This window comes from Paludibaculum fermentans, from assembly GCF_015277775.1.
GTDB classification, from domain to species: domain Bacteria; phylum Acidobacteriota; class Terriglobia; order Bryobacterales; family Bryobacteraceae; genus Paludibaculum; species Paludibaculum fermentans.
The window spans coordinates 8648465-8672265 of sequence record NZ_CP063849.1 but is presented as its reverse complement, the minus strand read 5'-3'; the positions used below and the strand labels follow the sequence as shown (position 1 = coordinate 8672265).

Annotated in this window: 17 protein-coding genes; 11 read left to right on the top strand and 6 right to left on the bottom strand. The window is 62.9% G+C overall.

Annotated elements, in window-relative coordinates; translation table 11 throughout:
- The first annotated feature begins 66 nt into the window (after nucleotides 1-66).
- From IRI77_RS34440 to IRI77_RS34425, 4 genes are all read left to right on the top strand, one after another.
- The gene (locus IRI77_RS34440; RefSeq protein WP_194449452.1) at nucleotides 67-351 is read left to right on the top strand and encodes an ATP synthase F0 subunit C; all 285 of its coding nucleotides are present in this window, start codon (nucleotides 67-69) and stop codon (nucleotides 349-351) included.
- A gap of 72 nt (nucleotides 352-423) precedes the next feature.
- A complete protein-coding gene (locus tag IRI77_RS34435) occupies nucleotides 424-1308 on the top strand; it encodes a dihydrodipicolinate synthase family protein (protein WP_194449451.1) in 885 nt (294 codons plus the stop codon).
- 270 nt (nucleotides 1309-1578) lie between these two features.
- Nucleotides 1579-3426, top strand: a complete 1848-nt coding sequence (locus IRI77_RS34430; RefSeq protein ID WP_228486473.1) for an ABC transporter ATP-binding protein — start codon at nucleotides 1579-1581, stop codon at nucleotides 3424-3426.
- Nucleotides 3427-3434: 8 nt separating this feature from the next.
- Nucleotides 3435-7577 carry a glucoamylase family protein gene (locus IRI77_RS34425; RefSeq protein WP_194449450.1) on the top strand — a complete coding sequence of 1381 codons (4143 nt, stop codon included), beginning with the start codon at nucleotides 3435-3437 and terminating at the stop codon, nucleotides 7575-7577.
- Nucleotides 7578-7586: 9 nt separating this feature from the next.
- Here the strand turns inward: IRI77_RS34425 and IRI77_RS34420 are convergent, their stop codons facing one another.
- Entirely contained in the window at nucleotides 7587-8108 is a 522-nt protein-coding gene (locus IRI77_RS34420; RefSeq protein ID WP_194449449.1) for a GNAT family N-acetyltransferase, read from the bottom strand.
- Between the two features lie 174 nt (nucleotides 8109-8282).
- On the opposite strand from IRI77_RS34420, the gene IRI77_RS34415 reads away from it, so the two are divergent.
- Nucleotides 8283-8801, top strand: a complete 519-nt coding sequence (locus IRI77_RS34415) for a DinB family protein (protein ID WP_194449448.1) — start codon at nucleotides 8283-8285, stop codon at nucleotides 8799-8801.
- 72 nt (nucleotides 8802-8873) lie between these two features.
- On the opposite strand, the gene IRI77_RS34410 is transcribed toward IRI77_RS34415, so the two are convergent.
- Nucleotides 8874-9935 (bottom strand): alpha/beta hydrolase, encoded by a 1062-nt coding sequence (locus IRI77_RS34410; RefSeq protein ID WP_228486472.1) that lies wholly within the window; start codon nucleotides 9933-9935, stop codon nucleotides 8874-8876.
- An 863-nt stretch (nucleotides 9936-10798) separates the two neighbouring features.
- Between IRI77_RS34410 and IRI77_RS34405 the strand changes: the two genes are divergently transcribed.
- The gene (locus IRI77_RS34405; protein WP_194449447.1) at nucleotides 10799-15190 is read left to right on the top strand and encodes a RecQ family ATP-dependent DNA helicase; all 4392 of its coding nucleotides are present in this window, start codon (nucleotides 10799-10801) and stop codon (nucleotides 15188-15190) included.
- A 605-nt stretch (nucleotides 15191-15795) separates the two neighbouring features.
- Nucleotides 15796-16842 carry a restriction endonuclease gene (locus tag IRI77_RS34400; RefSeq protein ID WP_194449446.1) on the top strand — a complete coding sequence of 349 codons (1047 nt, stop codon included), beginning with the start codon at nucleotides 15796-15798 and terminating at the stop codon, nucleotides 16840-16842.
- Between the two features lie 1104 nt (nucleotides 16843-17946).
- On the opposite strand, the gene IRI77_RS34395 is transcribed toward IRI77_RS34400, so the two are convergent.
- The 4 genes from IRI77_RS34395 to IRI77_RS38250 all read right to left on the bottom strand — a co-directional run bounded on the left by IRI77_RS34395 (nucleotide 17947) and on the right by IRI77_RS38250 (nucleotide 20476).
- Nucleotides 17947-18381: a hypothetical protein gene (locus tag IRI77_RS34395; RefSeq protein ID WP_194449445.1), complete on the bottom strand. Its 435-nt coding sequence runs from the start codon at nucleotides 18379-18381 to the stop codon at nucleotides 17947-17949.
- Entirely contained in the window at nucleotides 18378-19628 is a 1251-nt protein-coding gene (locus IRI77_RS34390) for a hypothetical protein (RefSeq protein ID WP_194449444.1), read from the bottom strand. The genes IRI77_RS34395 and IRI77_RS34390 overlap by 4 nt, the downstream gene beginning before the upstream one ends.
- A gap of 299 nt (nucleotides 19629-19927) precedes the next feature.
- Entirely contained in the window at nucleotides 19928-20176 is a 249-nt protein-coding gene (locus IRI77_RS38255; RefSeq protein ID WP_228486471.1) for a type IV toxin-antitoxin system AbiEi family antitoxin domain-containing protein, read from the bottom strand.
- Nucleotides 20177-20188: 12 nt separating this feature from the next.
- Complete coding sequence (locus IRI77_RS38250; RefSeq protein WP_228486470.1) at nucleotides 20189-20476, bottom strand: type IV toxin-antitoxin system AbiEi family antitoxin domain-containing protein; 288 nt, start codon at nucleotides 20474-20476, stop codon at nucleotides 20189-20191.
- Between the two features lie 72 nt (nucleotides 20477-20548).
- Here IRI77_RS38250 and parS point away from each other — a divergent pair, with 72 nt between their 5' ends.
- The 4 genes from parS (at nucleotide 20549) to IRI77_RS34365 (ending at nucleotide 23790) form a co-directional block, all read left to right on the top strand.
- Complete coding sequence (parS, locus tag IRI77_RS34380) at nucleotides 20549-20986, top strand: type II RES/Xre toxin-antitoxin system antitoxin (protein WP_194449443.1); 438 nt, start codon at nucleotides 20549-20551, stop codon at nucleotides 20984-20986.
- A complete protein-coding gene (locus tag IRI77_RS34375; RefSeq protein ID WP_194449442.1) occupies nucleotides 20983-21447 on the top strand; it encodes an RES family NAD+ phosphorylase in 465 nt (154 codons plus the stop codon). The genes parS and IRI77_RS34375 overlap by 4 nt, the downstream gene beginning before the upstream one ends.
- A gap of 573 nt (nucleotides 21448-22020) precedes the next feature.
- Entirely contained in the window at nucleotides 22021-22992 is a 972-nt protein-coding gene (locus tag IRI77_RS34370) for a Fic family protein (protein WP_194449441.1), read from the top strand.
- A gap of 366 nt (nucleotides 22993-23358) precedes the next feature.
- Nucleotides 23359-23790 carry a helix-turn-helix domain-containing protein gene (locus IRI77_RS34365; protein ID WP_194449440.1) on the top strand — a complete coding sequence of 144 codons (432 nt, stop codon included), beginning with the start codon at nucleotides 23359-23361 and terminating at the stop codon, nucleotides 23788-23790.
- Nucleotides 23791-23801: the final 11 nt, after the last annotated feature.

The following is a 23801-nucleotide window of genomic DNA, read 5'->3' as shown; positions in this document are numbered from 1 at the left end:
AGGCCCCGGCGTCCCAACGCGTGGCAGGCAACCACCTCCTGGCAGCCAGTTCGTAAGGAGCAAACAATGACCGTTCGCAACATTCTCATCCTGATGGTGCTCATGATGATCGCCGTCCCGACCTTCGCCCAGACGGGCTCAACCACCGGCACCTTCGTGCTGCCCGGCGCCTTCGCCATGGCGATCGCTTCCGGCCTCTGCGCCCTGGCGCAGGGCAAAGCGATCTCCGCTTCCGTCGAAGGCATTGCCCGCAACCCCGGGGCCGCCGGCGCCATCCGCATCCTGCTCATCCTCGGTCTCGCCTTCATCGAATCCCTGGCGCTGTTCACCCTGATCAACGTCGGCAAGTAGTCTCCGCATAAGCGGTTTGAAAAAAGGCCCGGCCTCGCGCCGGGCCTTTTTCTATCCTGAAGAGAGAACGCAATGAAACTCCACGGCATCTTCCCCCCCATCGCCACACCCTTCAATTACGACGGCGACATCTACACGGCCAAGGTCGAACACAATGTCACCAAGTGGAACAAGACGGGACTGGCCGGCTATGTGGTCTGCGGCTCCACCGGAGAGAGCGTCCACCTCACGGTCGAGGAGAAGCTCCAGATGTTCGAACTCGTCGCCAAATACGCGGCCTCGGACAAGATCCTCATGGCCGGTACCGGCGTAGAAAGCGTCCGTGAGACCGTGATGCTCACCAACCGCGCCGCCGAGATGGGCTACAAAGCCGTGATGGTGCGCACCCCGCACTACTACAAGAACCTGATCAACAACGCCGCCGCGCAGACCCTTTACTACCGCAGCGTGGCCGACCAGGCCAAAATCCCGCTGATGATCTACAACTGGCCCCAGGCCACCGGCGTCGACATCCCCGCCGACGCAGTGAATTCTTTGAGCCACCATCCGAATATCATCGCCATTAAAGAAAGTTCAGGTAACATTGAAAAGGTGATGCAGATGCTGCGCGAAACGAAGCCGGGGTTCCAGGTCCTTGTGGGCTCGGCGCCCACTCTTGCCCCTTCTTTCGCCGTCGGCGCGGTGGGCGCCGTGCTGGCCTATGCCAATGCCGCTCCCTATTCGACCATCGCCATTTGGGAAGCGCACCGCCAGCGCGAGTTCGACGCCGCGATGGACTGGCAGCGCCGCATTGCCCGGGCCTCCGTCCTCGTCACCACGAAATACGGCATCCCCGGCCTGAAACACGCCATGGATTTGAACGGTTATTACGGCGGGCCCGTGCGCCTGCCGCTCACCCCCGTTTCACCGGAAGCACGCCAGGAAATCGAGGCTGCTTTCGCCGATTTGAAAGGTTGATCTCGCGCATTTTTCTTCGCGTTAAGCACCTCTCCGCGCGGCGTTTCCGATGTTGCACATCGCGGCGCCGCGCAACCCTTCCCGCCTAAGCGCGCACCCGTCCCGGCCGCTTCCCCATTCACCGCACACTTTGGACTTGTATTTGCCATTCAAATGGCAGGTGCCGCCTCGACACCGCGTTGCAGAACGTTTCTCCGCGGATTCGGGCGAATGCCAGCGTGAGCGGCGGTAAGAATTACCGTCCTGGCGAATTCATTACTGGAGACCTCATTGAATCCCAACGGTCGTGTATCAGGACCACCCGGCAGCACTCATTCCAGCCAGTGGGCGCAGCGCGCGCGCGCGCTGCGAAACATCCCGCCGGTACTGCGAATCGTCTGGCAGTCGGGGCGGTTGGTGGTGGGCGGCAATATCGCGTTGCGGCTGCTCGGCGCCGTGATCCCCATCGCCATGCTGGCGGTCTCGAAGGTGATCATCGACGGCATCGTACAGGTGTCCAAGAATCAACCGCTGCCCGAATGGTTTTGGGCGTGGGTCGCGGCGGAGTTCGGCCTTGCCCTGCTGGGCGGCCTCACGGGACGCACTATCGGCTTCCTCGACAGCCTGCTGGCCGACCGGTTCAGCCGCCATCTCAGCATACGGATCATGGAGAAAGCCGCCCGCCTCGACCTGCTCAGCTACGAGGATCCTGTTTTCTACGACAAACTGGAACGCGCCCGCGTTCAGGCGACCGACCGCATCGGCATGGTTCACGCCACCGGCACGCTGCTGCAGCAGGTCGTCATGGCCGCCGGTTTCTGCGCCACCATCTTCTGGTTTTCACCCTGGCTGCTCGTGCTGCTCATCGCCTGCATCGTGCCGGCATTTCTCGGCGAAAGCCACTTCGCCTTTCTCGGGTATTCGCTGAGCCTTCGCCAGACCCCGGTACGGCGCCAGATCGACTACCTGCGCGTGCTCGGCGCCAGCCGCGAATCCGCCAAGGAACTCAAGCTCTTCGGCCTCGCCGGCCACTTCACGCGGCAGTTCGAGGAGCTCTCGAACGGCATCTACGAACAGAACACGTCACTGGGCCGCCGCCGCCTCTTCGCCGGAGCAGCGCTCTCCCTCCTGACGACCTCCGGCTACTACGGCGCCTACGTGTACGTCGTCTGGCGCGCGGCCACGGGCACCATCACCCCCGGCTCCATGACCTTCCTCGCCGGTGCGATCGCCGGCGCCAGTTCCAACATCCAGTCGATCTTCTCCACCTTCGCCAGCATCGCGGACCAGGCGCTGTTCCTCACCGATCTTCTGGCTTTCTTCTCGGTCACACCGAAGATCACCTCCAAACCGCACGCGCTGCCCGCGCCGCGCGCCATCCGCGATGGCTTCCGCATGGAACACGTCTCGTTTAGCTATCCCGGCAACCCGCGCCGCGTCGTCGAGGGGCTCGACCTGCATCTCGCCGCGGGCGAACGCGTCGCACTGGTCGGCGAGAACGGCCAAGGCAAAACAACCCTCGTCAAACTGCTGACGCGTCTCTACGACCCCACCGAGGGCAGGATTCTGCTCGACGGGGTCGACCTTCGCGACTATGATCTCGAAAGCCTCCACTCTCAGATAGGAGTCATCTTCCAGGACTTCGTTCGCTACGAGATGACGGCGCGCGCCAATATCGCCGTGGGCCAGATCGAAATGCAGGGCCCGGAGCGGGAACGGCGCGTGAAGGAAGCCGCCCGCAAGAGCCTCGCCGCCGATGTTATCGATCGCCTGCCGCAGGGACTCAACCAGCAGTTGGGCCGCCGCTTTGAAGGCGGAGTGGATCTCTCCGGCGGCGAATGGCAGAAGGTGGCCCTGGCGCGCGCCTACATGCGCGACGCCCAGTTCCTGATCCTGGACGAACCTGCCGCAGCCCTCGACGCCCGCTCTGAATACGATCTCTTCCAACGCTTTGCCTCGTTGACGCAAGGCAAGACCGCATTGCTGATCTCGCACCGCTTCTCCACCGTGCGCATGGCTGACCGCATTCTGGTCCTCGAAGGCGGCCGGGTGGTGGAAGACGGGTGCCACGAACGATTGCTGGCCGAGGGAGGCCGGTACTCCGCCATGTTCGAACTACAGGCTGCAAGTTACCGCTAGGGGAAGCCATGCTCATTGAGAACCAGACGACAAATGAATGGGAAGAGGTGGTCCGCCGCGAGGTTGCGCTGTGGACAACCAGCCCGCGCGGACACAGTCACCGCCCCGAAACGATCTTGAGCCGCGTCAGGACCGCCCTAAAGGAACTGGCGCGCACCGACGCCAACGCAACCGTGCTGCGCGACGGCGCCCACCTGCTGCGCACCGCCCTGCAGGAGGCCGGAGACGCTGCCATCGGAATGCGCAAGCAGCCGCATGTCAACGGCGAAGCGCGCATCCTGCTGGCGGCCGAACTATTCGACAGCGTCCAGCGCGGCGTCTTTGACGAGGTGGAACTCATCTCCTTCACCTCCGCACTGTTGCAGGAATGCGACCTGGAAATGGGCGAGCTGTGGGCGCTCAAGCCGGCGCTGCAACTGGTCTACCTGCAGCGCGTCGCCGGTGCGGCTGAAATCGCCGTGCAGGGCGAAGCCTGCCCCTGGCTCGCACGCACCCTGGACGCCATCCGGATGCTGGGCGAGACACCCTGGAAAGAGTTCTTCGAAAGCCTCAATCCGGTGGACGCCATCCTCGCTGGGGATCCCGCGCGCGCCTACAGCGCCATGGATTACGAGAGCCGTGACCAGTACCGCAGCCGGATCGCCCGCCTCGCCACCCACGCCGCCGCGCATGAGCGGGAAGTGGCCGAAGCCGCGATCCAACTCGCCAGCCTGGGCGAATCCGAGCGCACGCGCCACTGCGGCTACTACCTCTTCGCCGAAGGCCTGCCCGAACTGAAGCAGCAGATCGGCTACCGCGTGCCCTGGATGGAGTGGATCTCCGACGCGTTTCGAAACAGCCCCACCGCGGTCTTTCTCTGCGGCGTCGAGATCTCGACGTTCCTCATCGTCGCCCTGCTCCTCAGCGGCCTGAACGCCATGACCCCGTTGCTGGGCGGCATTCTGCTCACCCTGCTGCCCGCAACCCACGCCGCCGTCCATCTGATGAATGCGCTCGTCAGCCACTTCACCGAGACTCGCTCCCTGCCGAAGCTCGACTTCTCCGACGGCATCCCGCGGGACTCCGCCACTCTGGTCGTCGTCCCCACCCTGCTGATGAACCGCCATCAGGTCGACACCCTGGTGCGCGATCTGGAAGTCCGCTTCCTGGCCAACCGCGGGCCCAATCTCCACTTCGGCCTGCTGACCGACACGCCGGACTCCTCCACCAAAGTGGACGAACGCGACGAACTCGCGGGCGTCTGCGCCGGCCTCCTGGACGAACTGAATGAGCGCTACGGCGACGCTACGCACAAGCCGTTCTTCCTCCTCCATCGCGACCGAGCCTTCAATCCCGCTGAAGGCAAGTGGATGGGGTGGGAGCGTAAGCGCGGGAAACTGCTCGACCTCAATCGCTTTCTGCGCGCCGCGGCCGATTCGTTCCCCGTCAAGACCGGTGACATGGACGCGATCTGCCGGGCCCGCTATGTCATCACGCTCGACACGGATACCCAGTTGCCGCGCGGCGCCGCGGCCCGGCTCGCCGGCACCATGGCTCATCCGCTCAACCGGCCTGTGATCAATGCCGCCACCAACATGGTCGCCGCCGGCTACGGCGTGCTGCAGCCGCGCGTCAGCGTCTGCATCCGATCCGCTTCCCGCAGCCACCTCGCCGCCATCTACTCAGGCCACACCGGCTTCGACATCTACACAAGAGCCGTCTCCGATGTCTACCAGGACCTCTTTGGAGAAGGCATCTTCACCGGCAAGGGCATCTACGACATCGACGTCTTCCGCGCTGTGCTGGAGAACCGCTTTCCCTGCAACCAGCTCCTGAGCCACGACCTCATCGAAGGGATCTACGCCCGCGCCGGCCTGGTCTCGGACATCGAGGTCGTCGACGACTACCCCTCCCACTTCAGCGCCTACAGCCGCCGCCAGCACCGCTGGGTGCGGGGCGACTGGCAGATCATGCGCTGGCTGCTGCCCTTCGTGCCCGACTTCTTCGGCAACATCATCCCCAACCCCATCCCGATCATTTCGCGCTGGAAGATCCTCGACAACCTGCGCCGCAGCCTGATTCAGCCCGCCACGCTCATGCTGATGCTGGCAGGCTGGTTCTTCCTGCCCGCGCCCGCGTTGTACTGGACGCTCACCAGCATCGCCCTGCTGCTCATTCCGGCCTACACTTCGCTGCTCATGCTGCCGCTGCGGCTCAAGCCCGGGCACATGACCACCACCCTGCGCGACGCCGCATCCGCCTTCGTGCAGGACCACATCGCGGCCTTCCTCGACCTCACGTTCCTCGTGCACCAGTCGTTCGTCGCCCTCGACGCCATTGTCCGGACCTTGATCCGCACCCGCATCACCCGCCGCCGCATGCTGGAGTGGGAGACCGCCGCGCAGGCCGAAACCGTGCGCCGCAAACGCGCTCCGGCCGACGTATACCTGGCCACGACACCGCTCGTGGTGCTGGCGCTCACGTGCCTCCTGGTCTTCTTCGCGGACGACGCCCTGCCGGCCGCCCTGCCCATGCTGGTGCTCTGGCTGGTCTCCCCGCTGGTCTCGCGCTGGCTCAACGGCCAGCCGCCCTCTCATATCCGGTCCCTCAACGCGGAGGAAGCCGAAGTGCTCAGGGGCTTCACCCTGCGCACCTGGCGCTACTTCCAGGAGTTCAGCACCGCGCGCAATCACTATCTGATTCCCGACAACGTCCGCGAACAAGGCCTGCGGGAAGCGGAGCGCATCTCCCCCACCAACATCGGCCTGTTGCTCAACGCGCGCATCGCGGCCGTCGAGCTCGGCTACCTCTCTCTCGAGGAGTTCACCACGAAGACACGCTCCACCCTCGCGTCCATGCTCCGCATGAAGCGCTACCGGGGCCACTTCTTCAACTGGTACGACACGCGGACCCTCAAGGCGCTCGAGCCGGAAGAGGTCTCGACCGTCGACAGCGGCAATCTCGTGGTGTGTCTCTGGACGCTCGCCCAGGCCTGCCGGGAATGGCAGGAGAAGCCCCCGGTGCCCGCCAGGCTGTGGCGCGGCATCCTCGATCACATCGAAGTCCTGGCCGAAGAGGAGCCCCAGCTCACCACGGAACTGCTCCGCTTCGCCCGGGCACTCGCCCCCCAGGCGCCTGCCTGGCCCATACCCGCCCTGGAGGCCCTCGTCCGGCCCATTGCGGCCCAGTTGACCAAGCTCACGAGCCGCTCCGCCTGGTGGGCCGAACAGCTCCTGCAGAGGCTCCACGAGGCGGCCCAATCCACGCCGCCGGAGCCACGCCGCCTGCACGCCATCGAACGCCTCGCCGCCCGCCTCGCCGATGAGATGGAGTTCGACTTCCTCTACCGGCCGCGCAAAAAGGTCCTGGCCATCGGCTACAGCGTACAAGGCGAACGCCTGCACCCGTCCTGCTACGACCAACTCGCGTCCGAAGCGCGCATGGCCGTCTTCGCCGCCATCGCCAAGGGCGACATCCCCACCGAAGCCTGGTTCCACCTGGGCCGCTCGCACACCATGCGCCACGGCTACCGCCTGCTGCTCTCCTGGTCCGGCACGATGTTCGAGTACCTCATGCCGCGCATCTGGATGCGCCATCACCGCGACACCCTGCTCGAACTCACGTGCCAGGGCGTGGTCGCCGTGCAGCAGCGCGACGCCCGCCTGCCCGGCTCGCCCTGGGGCCGGTCGGAAACCGCCTACGGCTACTCCACCGATCACGTCGAATACCCCTATGCGGCCATGGGCCTGCCCTCCATTGCGCTGAACCCCCGCTGCCACGCGTCTCCGGTGGTTTCACCCTATGCCAGCTTCCTGGCGTTGATGGTCACCCCGCGCGCCGCGTTCGACAACCTGCGCCATATGCGCCGCCTCGGCTGGCTCAGCCAGCGCGGCTTCTACGAAGCAGCCGACTACTCGGTCCAGCGCGAAGACGTCCGCGGCGAGTACAGCCTCGTACGCTGCTGGATGGCCCACCACCACGGCATGAGCCTGCTGGCGGCCACTGACCTCCTGTTGGATCACCGCATGCAGGATCTCTTCCACCAGGACGAAAAGGTGCAAGCCACGGAACGCCTGTTGCACGAACGCCTGCCCGCGGATCTCGTCGTGAGCGAGTCGGTGAACAGCCCGCTCAGCATGCCGGCCGCGGCCACGGCCGAGAACGAAGCGTAACGGCCTGGGCTATTCGACGCCCAGGTCCCGATAGAAGAACACCGTCGTGTGCAGCTCCCCACTGGCGCTACGCGCAAAGCGGGGCACTTCGCCGAACCGGACGTAGCCCATCGCGGCATACAACCGCTCGGCGAAGTCGCCCTTGCGCGTGTCCAGCACCAGCAGCTTCCGGCCCAACGCCGCCGCCTGCACCTCCACCGCATGCATCAGCGCACGGCCCACGCCGCGCCGCCGCGCACGCCGGTGCACCAACAGCTTGGTGATCTCCGCCCGGTGGCGGCCGTTCTGGTTGGGCGGCATCGCCAGTTGAACCGACCCCAGCAGGCCCGACTCATCGCGCGCGGCCAGCAGTTCGATGGCCCGGCTGCGCAGGCGCTGCTCCACGCCCGTCCAGTATTCGTCCGCGGCCTCGCGAGTCAAAGGGGGCAGGAATCCCACTGAGGCGCCGCTGTCGACGGCATCTTGTAGTAACTCAATTAAATCCTCGCGCAAGGGCGCGAACTCCTCGGGCCGGACACACCAGATCTGCATTGCTCACCCATAGCGTAGCGCCACCACGTCGCCGGTGCGCGGCCACTTCCCCGCCAGCCGCCCGGACGGCCTGCCCCACCCGGCAACTTCGCCGTTTACCTGCCGCCGGCTGGACGATGAAAACTTACAAGCCCGTCGATTGACTCTCCGCCCCGCGCCTGCCATCCTGCCCCCATGCGATTCCTGATCCCGACCCTGCTGCTGACAATCACGGCCTGCGCCTTTGGACAGAGCTCCGACAACCCGCTCAGCACCTCCACCAAGGGCCTCTACACCATGGCGAAGAGCAACCTCGTCAAGGCGGCCGAAAAGATGCCCGAGGAACAGTATGGTTATAAGCCGACCCCCGACATCCGGTCGTTCGGCCAATTGGTCGGCCATGTGGCGGACGCCAATTTCATGTTCTGCTCCGCCGCCCTCGGCGAGAAGCCGCCCACCAGCGGTGTGGAAAAGAGCCAGACCAAAAAGGGCGACCTCGTCCAGGCCCTCCAGGACTCCTTCAAGTACTGCGACAAAGCCTACGACTCCATGACCGACGCCAAGGGCGCCGCCAAGGTGAAGTTCTTCGGCTCTGAGCGTCCCGCACTCGGCGTCCTCGACTTCAACGTCGTCCACGACTACGAGCACTACGGCAACATGGTCACTTACCTGCGCCTCAAAGGCCTCGTCCCTCCGTCCAGCGAAGGCCGCTAAACCCTACCTCATTCCCCCACTCGTCATCAGCCCGCGGGGCCCTCCTCGCGGGCTTTCGATTGCCCACTCGATTCAGGCAATCCCGCCGCAGGCCAGGCTCGACAACCCGTCCCGCCGCCGGTTCTCTTCCGCCCAATTCAACGCATACCCCGCCACCACCTGCCAGCCCGGCTGCATCAGCATCAGGTGCGACCGCCCGGAGAACTCCTGATACCCCGTCACCGCCGGGGAACGCCCATACCTCTCGTAGTTCAGCCGGTTCAGCTCCGCCGGAGCAAACTGGTCCGCCCCGCCCGCCGCCAGCAGCAGCGGAGCGCGCGTTCCATTCGCGAAATTCACCGTCGCGTCGGATTGCGACGAGAGCACCGCGAACAACGACTGGTACAACGGCCGGCACGGCCCAGGCACGATATTCCGCTGATACACCCGGATCGCGTCCCCGTCGCTCATCGTATTGGCGAACACCCGCCGGAACACATTGAACGGCAGCATCACCGTGTGATTCGCGTGGAACGAGCGCGACAGCGCCGGCCACACCGAGCTCAACACCCCCAGCGGCAGCCCCACCACCCCCTTCGGAGTGGCTGAATTGATCGCCACCCCCGCCGCGCCCAGCCCCCGGTCCAGCAGCATCTGCACCACCAGTCCGCCCAGGCAATGCCCCATCAGGATCGGCGGAGCCGGCAGCGACCGGATCAGCCGCGCGTAATGGTCCGTGATCTCCTTCAGCCCCAACCCGGCCAGCGCCTCCGGATCCCGCCGGATCTCTTCCACCCGGTCCGCCATGCGCGGCCACGCCGGAGCCAGCACGCAGTAACCGCGCGCCTCATAGTAGGAACAGAAGAACTCCCAGCACTTCGGCGCCATCCACAACCCGTGTATCAGCACAATCGTCTTGGATGGATCCTTAATCCGCGCAGGCAGATCCTCCACCTGTGCGGCCGGCCGCGCCAGCCCCAACTCTGTCGGTCCGGCCTTCCGCGGACCCCACAGGTTCTCCACCAGCCATCGATCATCCCGGCCAGCGCTCTGCGGCCAGGCCGCCTGCATCGGCCCGCGGCTGGCGCCGGCTGCGCTGCGAATGGGCACAACTCCGCTGTTCAGGCGCTTCTGCGGCGTTGAATCTTGTGACATGCGTGGTCTCCAGTAAGGAAGGACTCGAGCGCAACCCAGCTCTTCCTACACTCTGCCCCATCGCCGCCGCGATTCCATCCCGTATTCGAGTGGGCGAGGAGCCCCTATTCCAACCAGTTCCGCAATACCACTTTCCAGGGGGACCATCGGATAGCCTGGGCAGCCAGGCGCCAGCCGGCAGACCCGTTCTGTCCGCAAAGGCATGTCCGGCAGGAAGTCAGGCTGGGCGCTCGCCGCCAGGCGCACCCCAATCACTGCGGCCTGCAGACGGAGAATCGAAATCAGGCAACGGCCGCGCCCAGCCAAAGATTGAAAAAGCCTATCAAAGGATCTCCACCTCTGTAAACCACCCCATCGCCGGACCCTGAGCAGGGCAGCCCGCCGAACCGGATCCATCCGCAACGAACCCCGACCGTCAGGGAGTCCCCATGGCCCTCCGGTCCGCCAAATCGCACGAAGCCGCAACGAACCCCGACCGTAAGGGAGGGGTCCCCACCCCGTTGCGAACCGCGACTGGCAAGGAGTCCCAGCATGGCCCCACGGCCCGCCAAAGCAGAAGAAAGCTCGGCCGGGCCGGAACACGTGGGACGGCGCCCCCCTGGTCGGCCCCGTGGAGGCTCATCGCCACCCACCCGCCGACTTTCCACGGAGCCCCAGCATGGCCCTGCGGGCCGCCAAAGCGGAGGAAGCCGCCCCCCACATCCCAGTCCCAGAGCGAAGCGACGGGCTACGCGGGCGCCTTCCTCGGACCGGGCCACGGCCCCCCTCGTCTTCTTCGCAGGGCCCAACCCCGCGCCTACCACAACCCGCCCATCCAAATCCAAACCCCCACCTACCCCACATTGCTATCCTCGGAATCGGGCATGGCGTCGCAATTCAGCGTCGCAGTGATCGCCGAAAAGCCTTCCGTGGCACGCGACATTGCGAGAGTTCTCAAAGCAACCAGTACCGGCCAGGGCTACCTGCACGGCAACGGCTTCGTCGTCACCTGGGCCATCGGCCACCTCGTCGCCCTCGCCCAGCCCCACGAAATCCGCGCCGACTGGAAATGGTGGAAACGCGAAACCCTCCCCATGCTCCCCGAACAATGGCCCCTCGTCATAGGCGAGGAGACCAAGGACCAGTTCGAGGTCGTCCGCAAAATCCTCACCTCCCCCAAGATCTCCGACGTCATCTGCGCCACCGACGCCGGCCGCGAAGGCGAGCTCATCTTCCGCTACATCTACGAAGCCGCCGGCTCCGACAAGCCCGTCCGCCGCCTCTGGATCTCCTCCCTCACCCCCGACGCCATCCGCGACGGCTTCGAAAAGGTGAAAGCCGGCACCGCCTACGACGCCCTCGCCGACGCCGCCCGGGGCCGCAGCCGCGCCGACTGGCTCGTCGGCATGAACCTCTCCCGCGCCTACACCCTCGGCCACGGCGAGGACTTCTCCGTCGGCCGCGTCCAGACCCCCACCCTCGCCATGGTCGTCGAACGCGAACTCGCCATCCGCCACTTCGTACCCGAGGACTACTACACCGTCACCGCCGAATTCTCCCCCGGCGACGACCGCTCCTACTCGGGCACCTGGTTCCGCCCGGGCGGCGAAACCCTCGACGCTTCCTCCCGCCTGCCCGCCGACGGCATCGAAGCCAACGCCATCGTCGACCGCGTCAAAACCGGAGCCGCCCACATCGAGAAGATCGAGGCCCAGACCAAGCGCATGCCGCCGCCCGGCCTCTACGACCTCACCGAGCTCCAGCGCCACGCCAACCGCCTCTACGGCATGAGCGCCCAGCGTACCCTGGACACGGCCCAGGCCCTCTACGAACGCCACAAGCTAATCAGCTACCCCCGCACGGACAGCCGCCACCTCTCGGCCGACGTCGCCAAAACCCTGCCCAAAATCGTAGCCGGCATCTCCGCCCCCTACCAGGCCCACCTCGCCCCCGGCACCGGCGAACGCCCTCTAAACAAACGTTACGTGGACGACACCAAGGTCACCGACCACCACGCCATCATCCCGACCGGAGTCTCCGCTGAGCGAGCATCCCTAAACGGCGAGGAGGAGCGCATCTTCGACCTCATCTGCCGCCGTCTCCTCTCCGCCTGGCACGACGACCACATCTGGTCGGTAACCACGGTAATCACCCTGGTCCGAAGCACCCCGTCATCCGGTTCCTCCACCCCGTCATCCGAAACGTCCAGCCAGTTATCCGCGTCATCCCGCCCGTCGTCCGAACCAACCTCCCCGTCAGGAGGGCGGACGCCCTCGTCCGCAGCCGACCCCCTGGTCGGCACCACGAACCACCTCAACCCAGCCCCATCCTCCCCGTCAGGACGGCGGACGCCCTCGTCCGCAGCCGACCCCCTGGTCGGCACCACGAACCACCTCAACCCAGCCCCATCCTCCCCGTCAGGACGGCGGACGCCCTCGTCCGCAGCCGACCCCCTGGTCGGCTCAAACTCCATCGACGACCGCTTCCACTCCAGCGGCACCGCCATCCAGCAAACCGGCTGGAAAGTCCTCGACATCGTCACCCGCAAAAAAGAAAAGAAACCCCGAGGCGCCTCCACCGAAGACACCGACGACCCCGGCAACACGGACGACGCCCAGGAACTCCCCCCCGGCCTAACCCCCAACCAGAGACAAACGGTTCTCGGCGCCGACGCCATCGAAAAGCGCACCCGCCCCCCCAAGCGCCTCACCGAAGGCACCTTGCTCACCGCCATGGAAACGGCCGGCAAAACCCTCGACGACAAGGAGCTCTCCGACGCCATGAAGGAGAGCGGCCTCGGCACACCCGCCACCCGGGCCCAGATCATCGAAGTCCTCCTGAAACGCGGCTTCATCGAGCGCCGTGGCAAGAGCCTGGAAGCCACCGACAAAGGCATCCGCCTCATCGAGGTCGTCCACCCCGAAGTAAAAAGCCCCGCCATGACCGGCCAGTGGGAAGCCCACCTCAAACGCATCGAACGCGGCCAGGCCGAACTCCAGCCCTTCCTCCACGGCATCGAGGAGTACGTCCGCGAAGCCGTCGGCAAAGCCTTCAGCGGAGCCATTGCCGCCGAGCGCACCCAGCACACCCGCGTCCCCACCCGCGACATCGTCCGCGCCCAACGCCAGGCCGTCACCGGCTCCCTCGACGACATCCTCCACACCCGCTTCCGCTTCCCCGGCTATCGCCCCAACCAGGAAGCCGTCTGCCGCGCCGTCATGGAAGACAAGGACGTCCTCCTCGTCATGCCCACCGGCTCCGGCAAATCCCTCTGTTACCAGCTCCCCGGAGTCGCCCGTGGCGGCACCACCCTCGTCATCAGCCCCCTCATCGCCCTCATGGAGGACCAGGTCGCCAAGCTCAACGCCATGGGCTTCGCCGCCGAACGGATCCACTCCAATCGCGACCGCGCCGCCTCCCGCGAAACCTGCCACGCCTACCTCGCCGGCGAACTCGACTTCCTCTTCATCGCCCCCGAACGCCTCCGCGTCCAGGGCTTCCCCGAGATGCTCGCCAGGCGCAAACCCACCCTCGTCGCCATCGACGAAGCCCACTGCATCTCCCAATGGGGCCACGACTTCCGCCCCGACTACCGCAACATCGGCCAGCACCTGCCCGGCCTCCGCCCCGCGCCCGTCATCGCCCTCACCGCCACCGCCACCCCCCTCGTCCAGCGCGACATCGCCGTCCAGCTCGGCCTCCACTCCGCCGAATCCCTCATCCACGGCTTCCGCCGCGAAAACATCGCCATCGAAGTCGTCAAAGCCCCGCCCGGCAGCCGCGCCAAACTCGCCCTCGAGCTCCTCCAGGACGACGAACACCGCCCCGCCATCATCTACGCCCCCAAACGCAAGGACGCCGAACACTTGGCGAGCCTCCTCGCCGGCTCCTTCCCCTCCGCCGCCTACCACGCCGGCATGGAAGCCGACCGCCGCGAAAAAGTCCAGACCGGCTTCCTCCAGGGCAAACTCGAAGTCATCGTCGCCACCACCGCCTTCGGCATGGGCGTCGACAAAGCCGACGTCCGCACCGTCATCCACACCGCCCTGCCCTCCAGCGTCGAAGGCTACTACCAGGAAATCGGCCGCGCCGGCCGCGATGGGCTCCCCGCCCGAGCGATCCTGATGCACTCCTACGCCGATCGCTACACCCACGACTTCTTCTACGAGCGCGACTACCCCGAACCGGACATAGTCGCCAAAATCTTCAAGGCGCTCACCCCCGACGCCCAGCCCAAGGACCTCGTCCGAGCCCGCGTCCGCATGGCCGAAGACGAATTCGACATCGCCATGGAAAAACTCTGGATCCACGGCGGAGCGGTCGTCGACTACGCCGAAAACCTCAGCCTCGGCTCCGTGCAATGGCGTGAATCCTACATCGAGCAGCGCGAGCACAAGATGGCGCAGTTCCAGAAGATGCTTTCGTACTGCGAAGTCTCCTCCTGCCGCATGCTGGCCCTGTTGCGCTACTTCGGAGACAGCGAGGACCTGAACCGCCGCTGCGGCCACTGCGACATCTGCGCCCCCGACGAGACGATCGCCCAGCAGCTCCGCGAAGCCACCCCCAAGGAAACCGCGAGAGCCACCCAAATCATAGAGGCCTTGAAGAAGATCGAAGCCGTCTCGGCCGGCCGCCTCTACACCCAGGTCTTCCCCGACGCGGTCCTGGACCGCCGCGCCTTTGAAGAACTAATCGGAGCCATGGCCCGCAGCGGCCTGATCGTGATCACGGACACGTCGTTCACCAAGGACGGCAAGGAAATCGAATTCCGCCGCGTCCGCATCTCGGACGCCGGCTGGGCCGAAGACGCGGTAGCGGCCCTCCGCCTACCGGTAGAAATCGAAGCAATCCCGAAAGCTAAGCGGAGCCGCAAGAAGACGGCCGCGGGCGCCGAGAGAGCGCCGAGGCAAGCATCCAAGGCGGTCGAGGCAAAACCCAAGCGCGAGCGCAAACCGAGGTCAACGTCCAAATCGGAAACCAAGCCCCCCAAGCGCCCAGCAGCCGAATTGGAGCACGCCGCCTCCGCCCCGAGGGCCGCGACCCCGCCGCCCGCCAGGAACCTGAAACTGGAAGACGCCCTGAAAGCCTGGCGCTTAGGCGAAGCGAAAAAGAAAGGCCTCCCGGCGTTCAGGATTCTGACGGACCGGACGCTCCAAACCATTGCTGCCAAGAGACCCCAGACGACCAGGGAGTTGCTGGAGGTGCCGGGCATGAGCCTGAGGCTCGTGGAGCAGTATGGCGCGCCGATTTTCCGGATTATTGAGAAGGCGGGGTGACCGCCGAGTTTCAACCCGCTTGCCTCGTCCGTCATTCGTACCCATACAACCACATAGGCCGCTAAGTCGCGATACTCCGAACATCAACGCCAACACAGCCGCAATCTCGCTTTCGTGGGCGCCGCTACCTATGCTCCAGACCAACTTTCGGGCCAACATCTCCGGCAGGGAGTATCGGGACCAAGATGACCACAACTGCAAATCCGTAATGCCCAAACTCAAGGAGACGCCGCAAACCGAACCTGCTATCGGCAGAGGCATTCTGCAAGGAGTCGGCCACAGTGCCCGCAGTACAGCTCGTCTGCGCATCGAGCAACGGTGGCCCGCGGATTCTGAGTGTAACCTTCCGTCAGGTGGAAGCCGCATGAAGGGCAGAAGTTGTGTCCAAGCCTGTCAGCAGATTCGCAATCTCGGCATTCATATTTGGGCATCAAGCCTCGATGGTAACACCACGATCGAGCAGGTGGACGCTCAGGCAGGCTTCAGAATGCACCTGTGTAATTGAATCCATTGCGAAATCCTGCCGCCATCACCTGTCGACGGAGCAAACTCCAGGCCAGTCGCAATCACGCGCCTCCATGGGTCCCCGATGATACAATTCGCTCGTGCACCGGACCGCTAACATTCCGTCGGAACTACAACTGATCTTCGATCAAATCCGTCTTGGAATTGATCGCCGCTCGCCCCTGTCCCCCGATATCGCAGGATTGATAGGGGTCTCGAAATCGTTTCTTCAGTCCTGCCTCACTGGCAAACGTCGCTTAGCGCCCTCACGCTTGATCGTCCTTTGTAGAGAGATGGGGATTGACTTCAAGTCAGTTGGCGCCGCGCTGGATAAGTTAGTGGGGGAGTCGAGCTACCTGCGAATATCCCGAGCGGCTCGGCCTTACGACTGCTCCTATTGCCGAACCGCGATCAACAAAGGCGACAAATACATCCGGCTGGAGCCATTCGGCCCGACACGCCAGACTGGCGCTGAGGTTCACTACTTCTGCCGAGCATGCTCCATGGTTGTCGACTGGATTAAGCCAACCCCGGAGATGGCGGCGACAGACAATCAGCAACTACTGCTGCCATTCGCTGAGCATGTAAAGCCCTCTTGTGTCCGACTGCTCGATATTAGTCATACACTCGCTGCGAGAATTCTAGCTGACCCCTCTGAACTCCTCCAACTGACACCTTCGCAGTTTGAAGAACTTATACTGGATCGACTCTCCGTCATGGGTCTTCATGCTCAACCTGTTGGCAGAGGAACTTTCAGCAGGGACGGTGGCATCGATATCATCTTTACTCCGCCGAAATCGTTCCCGTTCCCTTTTTTGGGGGCAGTGCAGGTCAAACACCGAAGTGATCCCCGGCGCAGCGTCGGGCCGGCGCCGCTGAGGGAACTTCTAGGTGTAATGTTTGCCAATCGCTTTTTCGCTGCCGGAATGGTTGTGACCAATACCACCTTTACACCGGACGCCAGAGACTTCGCGGCGCGCAGCCCATCGCTTCTTCGCCTTCGCGACTTCCACGACCTCATGCGCTGGGTTGGGGATAATTTCACTGACGAGGCCGAGTGGCGAGAGCTGCCCAAGCGGATCCAGCTTTGCGATGGCGTTTCGATTGACCTAGTGCAAACCGACGCCAAGCAACAGATTATGCCTTGAAGCACTACGCCTACATCACCTTGAAATCCTGCAATGTTCATCTCCCTAATTGCAATCGCGCAGATGCTTGCCCATATACTCACCTATTCAATATCCAGCAAGAAGGACTGTAAGGCAATCAAAACCTTTTGCATCGAGGCACTTCGACGCCGCAAAGCGAAGCAAGATTTCGACGAAGGCATGTTCCCGGAACGGAAGGAATGACATTGCCCATACAAGCTCTAAGTTGACGCGCGCAATTTGTGCGACTTAACACATCAATCACACCGATAATGAACGACGGGCGGATCTTGCTCTAATCAAATTCCACCCGGTAGCCGCAGACGGCTGCACGGTGGTCGTGTGCTGGCAGACTTCATCCTCTTCGACTTTCGCATCTGTGAACCGCCCGATGCCGTCCAAGGCGCTCACGGGTCGTGCGGAGTCAAAGCAAACGCGAGCCTGCGGTCCTGAATTGTCTAAATAAAATATCAGCGAGAGACACGAAGGCAACCCTCATTTTGAAGCTCATGTCAATTTACCAAATTACCGAGCACTGGCGAGTCAGCAATGCCTTGACGCCCACAGTTTGGCTTGATCTCAGCCGTAGACCAGAATCAAGTGCCGAGGTCTGGTTCGATATACGCACAGATCAGATGGATTGTCATCCGAGGATTCATAATTGGGAAAGGAATATGAGCACCGCTTCCATCAATATGCAGGTGGCACATTGGAATTCTCAGTGAATCGTGAACCTCCGTCTCGTTCAGATGAATCCGCATCATATTGATTCGACGCTGCTGAAGATGCAAATGAAACCTAAATTTCTGAACTAGCCATCCGAGCTGAGTCTCCTTAAGCCGAATATTGAATTCGAGTCTTGATTCCGACGTGAACTCAACTTCGTCACCGACCAACTCAACCAAACCATCTCCACATTGTTCTATGCGCGGGCCATCATATGTCTTCTTCAGTCTCCCGCAATTTGCTAGCTCCGCCAAATAGTACCGAAGCTGGCGTCGCAATATTGCAGGTGCCGCGTCAAGAATACGATAGGGGCAGACTGCATACTCCCGTTCGCGATTGCGAGCCAAGGCCAATAGCTCATCTTCCCAGCGCACCTTATTATACCCCGCCATCGGATTCTGGAATAAATTGCAAGATCTCAGTGAGACGGTTTCGCAAATTTGGAGCACCGACCAGCAGTTGTTCGGCAATCGCATCAGTTGTGAGGAATAACAATTGCGCAGCATTTCTCTCCACGCGCACGACGTGGGTATCTAAGGCAGCGACAAGCTCCAGTGACCACTGTTCGATATTCAGGAGCTGCACTGCCGGCACGCCGGGCGAGGCGGTTTCACCGCTCCATGACAACAGCTCTGAACTCCTATAGATTGGCAGAGGCGCTCCTAATTGTAGTTCGACTTCAGCCTTCAATTCCTCCTCGGCTTCAGCCTGGTCCTCACGCGGACAAATGAGCAAGTACATCGCCGTTGCACCTTCACCCATCGCGAGCCGTCTAACCAGCCGAAATGATGTAATGATGGCAAAATCAATCACTCGGCCTCCTCCAATACCTTGCATAGAGCCGGATGCACGGCAAACGATTCACGGCCATCATTGAAATACTCAAGAACTTGACGACTCACTAGTAGCTCTTTAGCTTGAGGGTTCTCAATTGAGAATGCCTCGTCCCGCATGAGTCGGTTGATGAATTGCAGCTGGACTCGACCAATTCCAATGAGATACCGCTTTCCCAACTGGCGAATTGCCGACTCCACATGACTCAGCTCGATTCTATTCTTATCGTCGCGGTAAGCTGCCTCAGCAGAGGTTCGAGCAAGTGTGATGAGGTCGCGCAAAACTCCACCGGAGTATTTGCTGATCGTTGAGATCTCCGCCTCTCCCATGAGGTCGCGCGCCCCTCTCCGAATTAATATTTCATTCAGGAAGGTGGATTTCTCGGGATCGGAGACTGCAGCTGGAATATGCTTCACCTCGTCAAAATATTCTTGCAAAAATCGATTCTTATCAAACCACATAAGTAACGGAGCCGCAATAATAAGAGAGATCCCTGTACCACGCAAAGCCTGAAGGTCCTGTTCCGCGAACAGCCTGAATCGCTCTGGCCGAATAAGTCGATCTAGCCCATCTATCAGAATTGTTACTTGGTGACTCATGAGGATCAGCGGAGCTGAAACCGTGCACACCAAGTCGAACACTTCTGAAACGCTACGCTTGATCGCAGGAAATCGAGGCCTCAATAAACCGGGCGTGCTGACCTGTACTAAATCGGGCTCGTAGTCCGGATCCTCACCTTCAAAGTATGATCCTGATGTGGTCGCTTCCACCCATTCTGTCTTGCCTTCTGCTAACTCTCGAAGCCGTCGGTATGCGCTCCGAACATCCGCTTCCTGCCTGTGCTCGTCATCGAGCTGGTGGTAAAGCCGCGTTCCGACCGCGATCAAAATCGCACCAGGATTTATTTCGTTGATGTCCGTCAACTCAGCCATATCAAGCAACACAGTTACAGCATCCTTGTGTCGCCCAAGCAGGCCACGAGTCAACCTCAATTCGGTAGTTTTGCCTGATCCAATTCCGCCGACAAGCGCCATTTGAGCGCCAGGAGTCAGCTCCGCAATTGCTGCGAATCCAGCATGAATTGGTGGCTGATCTGGGTCGTGCGGATCATGCGACGGAAGAACAATCAGCGACTGCTGATCAAGCAGGTGCGGGGACGTGGGATTCAGACGGGCAAGAAATGGTCTGTAGACTTGGCGTCGATCCGGCGTGGCTCCCGATTCCATTAGGCTTAATATACACCATGCGGGCCTCGTGCCGACTGCCGAGCGACGTCCTTGTAGCTCCGAGGGAAGCCTTCCATCAGGCGACTGTAGGGCCGGTGGACAGCCTGCCCCGTCCCAGTGAAAAACGCCGGAATCAGGCCGCCGACTGAGCGTAATCACCCAAAAACACGGCAAGACCGACCTGATCTCCGATCCTTCCCCTCGCGTCGACACCCACCGCGCGCAGACCAGCAACCCCAGCCCGTCAAAAAGGGCCAACACTGCGCCATATCCCACAACAAGTACAAAGCAATCTGCAATCACCAGGGGAAAAAACCCGCTGGGACGGGTCCGACTGTCACTCTGCCGCACACCGCCGGCTCCAGATACGGCTGCATCACCTGAGCTACCCGGCAGACCCTCGCGAATCGGTGGATCTCATCCACCGTGGCCTTACGGAAACGAAGGGCGTCCCGCAGAGCTTCGATCGCAACGTCTACTCCGATCTTGTGCCGGTACTGGAAGCAATCAGCCACCGTCTTCGCCGCGCGATGAACCTGGACTCGCACGCCGTCGATCTCCTACGCCTCGACTCCGTCCACAAGGTCAGAACCGGAGAACCGCACGACCCTCAGCGCCGGCGACAGAACAGACGGCTTATGTGCTTTGAAATCGATGGCCATCCAGACCTCGTACGGGTCCTGTGTGGTCAGGCCCTGAAACCGCAGGACCGGCAGCAGGCAAACCACACATCGAGGAACGAACTTGGCGGCGGCAGCAAGACTGTGGTGTTCGGTCACGCGTGCTTCGGCAAGAGAGTACACCCTGCGAGCAGGACAAGCGAGCAGACCCTGGCGGTAGCGGCGCATCAGCGTCTCCCGCGCCATCCCAAGCTACACAACTTCGCACTCACGCCAAATGGCGCTATACTAGCGGACAGAATGGTCAACGAACTGCAAGCAGTAGTAGCGGAACTGGGCGGCGAGACTACGCTCGGTCGTGCCCTGCGAACAACCAACGACCTTCAGTCAGCGATTCGTGAGGGTTTCCCCCAAATGGTAGTCGGAAGCGTAATGAACTCCTCCGGCTTGACCCTCCGGCAGCTTTCCGCGACCCTGGACCTTTCTCCTCGCAGCCTGCAGCGAAGGCGGCACTCAGGCCGTCTGGCTCGCTACGAATCCGACCGGATATACAGGCTCGCGCGTATCGTCGCGCTAGCCAAACAGTACATCGGAGATGAGGATACGGCGACGCGCTGGCTCAAGCGGCCGAACCGGGCGCTGGGCGGCCAGGTCCCCCTGGAACTCATCGACACCGAATTGGGTGCACGAGCGGTCGAAAACGCGCTGGGCAGAATCGCGTACGGCGGCGTGAGTTGACGCGTGTCTACAGAATCCTCAGGGAGCACTACGCAACGAACTCCTTCGACGGCGAAGGCGCCTTTCTATTCGGGGGGCGCTGGTCCAGTCCCGGCACACGCATCGCCTATGCGGCAGAGCATCTGTCTCTGGCGATGGTGGAGTACTTCGTCCACCTCAACGCTGACGACCCACCCAAGGACTTGGTTGTCGTCGGCGCTGATATTCCCGACAGCGTGTCCCGAATTGTAATCGCACAGCATGACCTGCCGGCGGACTGGAGACAGGTTCCAGCAGGCCCAACCCTTGCTGACATCGGTGATTCCTTTGTCGCGGAGAGACAAGCCGCAGTCCTGGTGGTTCCCTCGGCGCTGGTCCCGTCTGAGTCGAACTGGCTGATCAATCCCGTTCACCCTCAATTCGCGGACATCCAAGTCCTCCCACCGGAGCCGTTTCAGTACGACGCACGGTTCTTCGGCTGATCCGGCCCGGGGTCGCAGTGTGTCCCTCTCCATTTGGCCGCCAAACCATCCAGCTTCGGCCGCGACGATCGGCAGGACGTCCCGGTTCCTCCTACTGCCATGGCCGGTCTACAGCCAGCCCGTCCCCAACCCCCAGTCCCAGCACCAGGCATCAACTGTCAGCTCTTCTCGATGGATCTGGAATTGGATAGTCACGCTGGAATTGGATATTAATCGGATAGTCCATGTTATCCTCGGCCGTCTGTGACGGAAGTCCCGCTAGCCGCGCGGCAAGGGCTTGCGAGCCCAGGGCGCGAAGAGCCGGCCGAACTAGTGCAGGTCACTCGGAGGTCGGCTCGACACTGCCATGGGCCGCAACCCCTTGCCGCCCTTCGGGTTCGCTCCGGCGCCGGCCGCCCACCTGAAACAGTGCGACTCTCTCCGGGGCGGCTTCAGAATCGCTTTTGAGCTTCCATTTCCTGACCGGCGACGGTGCGAACGCGGCTGCGCGACTTCCGCCACAGGCGGCCAGACCCCGAACGCTTGGCCGGAATGTCCGTGCCCATCGGCACAGTCTGGCTCCTGGGAGCGTGTATGGAGGCGCGGGGCAAGCAGGATCTCTGGGTTCAACAGAAACCGGAGGTCCTCGCCGTACTGCGCGAGCAGGCGATCGTCCAGAGCGTGGAGTCGTCCAACCGCATTGAGGGCGTGACCGTGGAGGCAGGGCGGCTGCGGCCGCTGGTGTTAGGCGGCGCTACTCCGAAAGACCGGCCGGAAGAGGAGTTAGCCGGATATCGAGCAGCACTGGACTGGGTGTATGCGCGCGATCCGCGGGTTGCCATCGCGCCCGGCGTCGTGCTGAAACTGCACGCGCTGGCGCAGGGCGGTTCGACCAGCGACGCCGGGGTGTGGAAGCGGCGCGATAACGAAATCATTGAAATCCTCCCCAGCGGCGACCGGTCTGTCCGCTTCGTGCCCGTGCCCGCTCGCGAGACCGCCCAGGCGGTGCAGACCTTGTGCCGGGCCTATCAGGCGGCGCTCGACGACGGGCAGGTGCCGGTCCTGCTGGTGATAGCGACATTCGTCTTCGACCTGCTCTGCATCCACCCGTTCCGCGACGGCAACGGGCGTGTTTCGCGGCTGATGACGTCGCTGCTGCTGCAGTCCAATGGCTTCCAGGTGGCGCGATTTGTGAGCCTGGAGCGCCTGATCGAGGAGTCCCGGGAAGAGTATTACCATGTGCTGAAGGCCTGCTCAGTGGACTGGCACGAGGGGCGCAACCAACTCGTGCCGTGGTGGAACTTCTTCCTGGGGCGGCTGCGCGCGGCGTATCAGGAGTTCGAAGAACACGTGGAACAGGCACGCGGGCGCGTGCCCAAGGCGGACCTGGTACGGCGGGCGGTGCTGGCGCAAATGGAGCCGTTCACACTGGCCGCACTGGCCGCACAGGTGCCCGCGGCAAGCGTCCCGCTGATCAAAATCGTGCTGGGGGCGATGAAGAAGGAGGGGCTCGTGCGGCTAAGCGGGCGGGGGCGTGGAGCAGAGTGGACAGTAGTCCGCGGTTAACGCGCCCGGCCCTCGGCAGTTTACCCCCGCGCAACGCCAAACGTCCAAATCACCGCTCCAATTGACAGAAATCGGCCCTTCTGACTCCCTCGATCAAAACGCAAGGAGGACACCGCGGCGCGTGCTAACCGCCCAGCGGGCCATCCGGCCAAACAAGCCCTCCAGCTAATCTCAACTGCGGCGGGGACGGACTGCAAAGCTCACGCCCTCCTGAGTCGGCCCGGCCCTGGCCGCACGTGCCACGAGTCACCTCGGAACCACAATCGCGTGGACATGAGTACGCTGCACGGCATTGCCCTGAATCCACACCTCAACAGGTCATATCATATACACTTCATGTCACAAACGTGTAATATATAACCCAGTATGCCTCGAACCACTCCATCGCTCCTTCCGCGGCTGGCTCGGTTGGTCACCAGCCTGGGGGAAAACATCCGGATGGCTCGACTGCGGCGCGCGCATTCACTGGAAACCGTGGCTGAGCGAGCGGGCATCACCCGCAAGACGTTGTATCGAGTGGAGCGCGGCGATCCCGCTGTCGCCCTGGGCATCTATGCGCGCGTGCTACAGGCGCTTCGTCTGGAGAACGATCTCGCCGCAATTGCCGCCGACGATGTCCTGGGGCGGAAGCTCCAGGACCTGAATCTCGAGCCGAAAACGAGAGCACCAAAACGGAAGGTCGCGGCAAACAACCCGCACCAGGAGGAACCCGGTTTGGCGATCCCAGCCCAATCTCCGCAAGCTAAGCCCGGAACCAGGAAACCCAGGAAGAACCTGCCCCGGAAGGACCAGGCGTAATGCCCCGCGCC